Annotated in this window: 1 protein-coding gene; it reads right to left on the bottom strand. The window is 60.6% G+C overall.

Annotated features, from left to right (window positions below; translation table 11 throughout):
• Nucleotides 1-273: transposase (locus BRA1253DRAFT_RS40830; RefSeq protein ID WP_009859286.1), on the bottom strand; the 273-nt coding region annotated here is incomplete at its 3' end.
• Nucleotides 274-2,951: the final 2,678 nt, after the last annotated feature.

Raw genomic sequence — 2,951 nt, 5'->3', positions numbered from 1 at the left:
GGGCGAAATCACCGCTGGGGCTTCAATCGATGGAACGCTTTCGGTCGCACCCGGGGTGAGCTGAACAGGGACAAGCTTCGGTCCCGCCGAAACGACACTCGCCAGGCGCGCCCGCCGCCGCCACGTGAACACCAAACTCGTCGAAATGCCGTGCCGCCGCGCGATCTCCGTCACAACCGCGCCGGGCGCCAGCGTCTCTTCGATGATCCGCATCTTATCGTCGCGAGACCAGCGACGACGACGCTCAACCCCGCCCAGGACCTCTACCCGCATCTACCGACCTTAAGGCTAGCCTTAAAGCTAGATCCTCGTCGGATACCTGCAACTCAACAAGGCGGCCCACCCCGGAGGAATACATCATAGGAGGCGCGAATGTCCTCTCAAGAAGCAGACGATCGACGCGAATTTTTAAGATCCTGCGGCAGGTTCGCCGCCGTAACACCTCCGACCATCACAGCGTTGCTTTCGACCTCACTGTGCAGCAACGCCATTGCCAGCTCCGACGGCCGGGGTCGTGTATGCCTAATAACGATCGCTGAGCGTGGAAGGTCGAACGACGGGCGGCGTTAGACTGTCGCCCATGCTTGGCCTGACTTGCCCGCGACCGTCATGCCAGTTTGGGACGATATGCACAGATCCCGTGGCGCCGCATGCTGAGCAGACCAGGCGCAAGCCGAGCCTCGACCACGGCGGGAGTGTGTCGAGCCACACGTCGACTCGACGATGGCAGAGGCCGTTCAGGCATTGGATGTTGCAAGTCACATGGCCGTCAGTCAGCCATTCCGTAGGGCTGCGGGGCGGATAATGGCCGGCCCATTTCGTGTATCGGCGAGTGCGCATGCCGCCATCAAAGCGGCATCTTAGGTATCTCGCAAATTATCGATCCCTAGTAGCCCGGAACGCGCGCGAGCTACCGCCTCTCGTAAGTGGGGAAACCTCCCCTGAAGCTCCGCCGGTTCACGCCGGCAGGTGCTCCCCTGAGCCGACAAACGAGAATGAAGCCGCCGGGCAAACAATACTTGTCCCGGCGGCCTGATATCCGTCCAGCCCCGGGACAGGATTAGCAAAAATCCCGGATACTGATCAGTATAGGCGCGCGGTGTGGAGGTTCAGTTCGCTTTTAAAGAATATACGCCAAAGCCCGCCGGCTCACGCTGGCATTGCCATGCTACAATCCAAGGGGCGGATCGAGGGTCTTTCTGCTCGAGTTGATTGAGAGCGATGCCGAGGCAGGTGCCATTATTATCTTGTAGCGATTTGATCAACGGCAGGTAGGGAGTGCGCAGAATGATTAGGCCGTTTTGCTTCCATTGCTTGGCTTTGGTCGGAGGCGCTGTACAGGCTCAGCAGGGCGCGCCTCGCAACGCTCAGAAATTGGAAAAGTGCCAGCAGCTCGCTGCCGAACGTGGTTTTTCGAGTGCGGGCGAAAGAGGAAAGGGACAAGGTCGCGCAAAGCGGGAGTTCGTGATCGCCTGCATGCATGGGAAGCAAAGCTGACCAGGCGCGAAAGGACCAAGTGAAATATGCAGCCAGCCCCGGTGCAGAAAATTCTGCCCCAGCTTGGTCTCATTTGCAAATACAATTCGGTGGAATCGAAATCCATGCAGTGGGCATTTTGCTCCGAGAACGGAACGATATTGCTATTCTCCCGCGAACCGGAGCTTGGCGCGTGCGAAGCCGATCAACGGAGGGTCGACGGCGGCCGAGATCGCCACCGAGCTTGGGAGATATATCGCGTCCGTCAAACGTGTGGCCGCGGACATGGGCCTTTTGCTGCGAAGCGCGAGGAGCGCTGCACAAAGACGCAGACGTATCAGCCGCTTGTAAAATCGCTCTATGCTGGCTCAGCCAAACCTTACGGGGAAAGCAGGGAATGGTTAGGCCCGGCGCGTCTTACCGGACAAGGACGCGTCGGGCCGCGAGTCCGTAATCGCGCATACGTAAGCTGGCGCTCCTTGCCCCCTGGCAAAATACGCGTTGCCTAACGAGCGCTCGAGGTTGCAAATTGAGGCCGCTTGCCGCTGCTAAGTCCGGCCTGACCTCCGCCCCTCGGTAGCCGCACCCGGCGCCACACAGCGCGGCTCGATACCAGACAAGCGAACATCGTCCGGCCAGGGAGTTGCGACCGCAATGGCAGCAGATCAGGAGCCGCTTAGGCCATCTCGCGCATCTCACCAAAGGTGATCTTCTGAAGCCGCATGCCGGTATTCACGCGCCATGGCGGCGAGAGTCGATGGCTTAGCGGCTCAGCACGCGCGCAAGGCGAGTAAACAAGGCGCGCCGGTTCACCTTTTGGCCCACTGCGGGCAGTGAGTAACGGTCTAGCGCAGAAGCACCATGGTCTCGAGCTTAGTTCGCCTATCACCCTGCGGCGGCGAGGGAAGGTAGTTTTTCCGCTTCAGGTCTCTCCCCTCCTGGGGCCGCTTCTTGGCAAGCCTGACCGAAAGATGAGTCACACACTGAAATGCGCACCCCCGGAAGAGGGTGGCATCGCCGCGGAATGTCGCGGCTTCGACGCTGGCAGTCTAACGGAAGCCCCTTTCGTACGGAGGCCCACCGGCGGTTGAAGTCGCGGCCCCAAAGGGAGGGCGCCGGCTCCGGAGCGCGGTGGTGGACAGTCCTGACGGATGCTTTCCATCTTACTCAGCCGCCCTTCTCGTCATTGGCGGACGAGTTTGGACCGCATACCGGCCAGCATCGTGTAGGCAAGGCGCCGCCAGATCAGGTTCATCAGGATGCGGAATCCGAGGCAAAGCGGCCACCGATTCCGACGGAAGGCGGCCAGCGATTCCGATCGAAAGCGGCCACCCAATCCGAACGAAGGCGGCCACCCTGTTGATAGGGTGAGACGGGGGCGTTGTCGGCAATCTGAACGGGGCAAGGTCCCTCCTTTTGCGGTTCACGCAATGGGAGGTCCGATGCCCGCCGAGAGATTGCCGATGCGGAAGATT

The sequence above is a fragment of the Bradyrhizobium sp. WSM1253 genome, assembly GCF_000244935.1.
In the GTDB taxonomy this organism is placed as follows: domain Bacteria; phylum Pseudomonadota; class Alphaproteobacteria; order Rhizobiales; family Xanthobacteraceae; genus Bradyrhizobium; species Bradyrhizobium canariense.
Note: the sequence above shows the minus strand (reverse complement) of the source record. Positions and strands in the feature narration are given on the sequence as shown.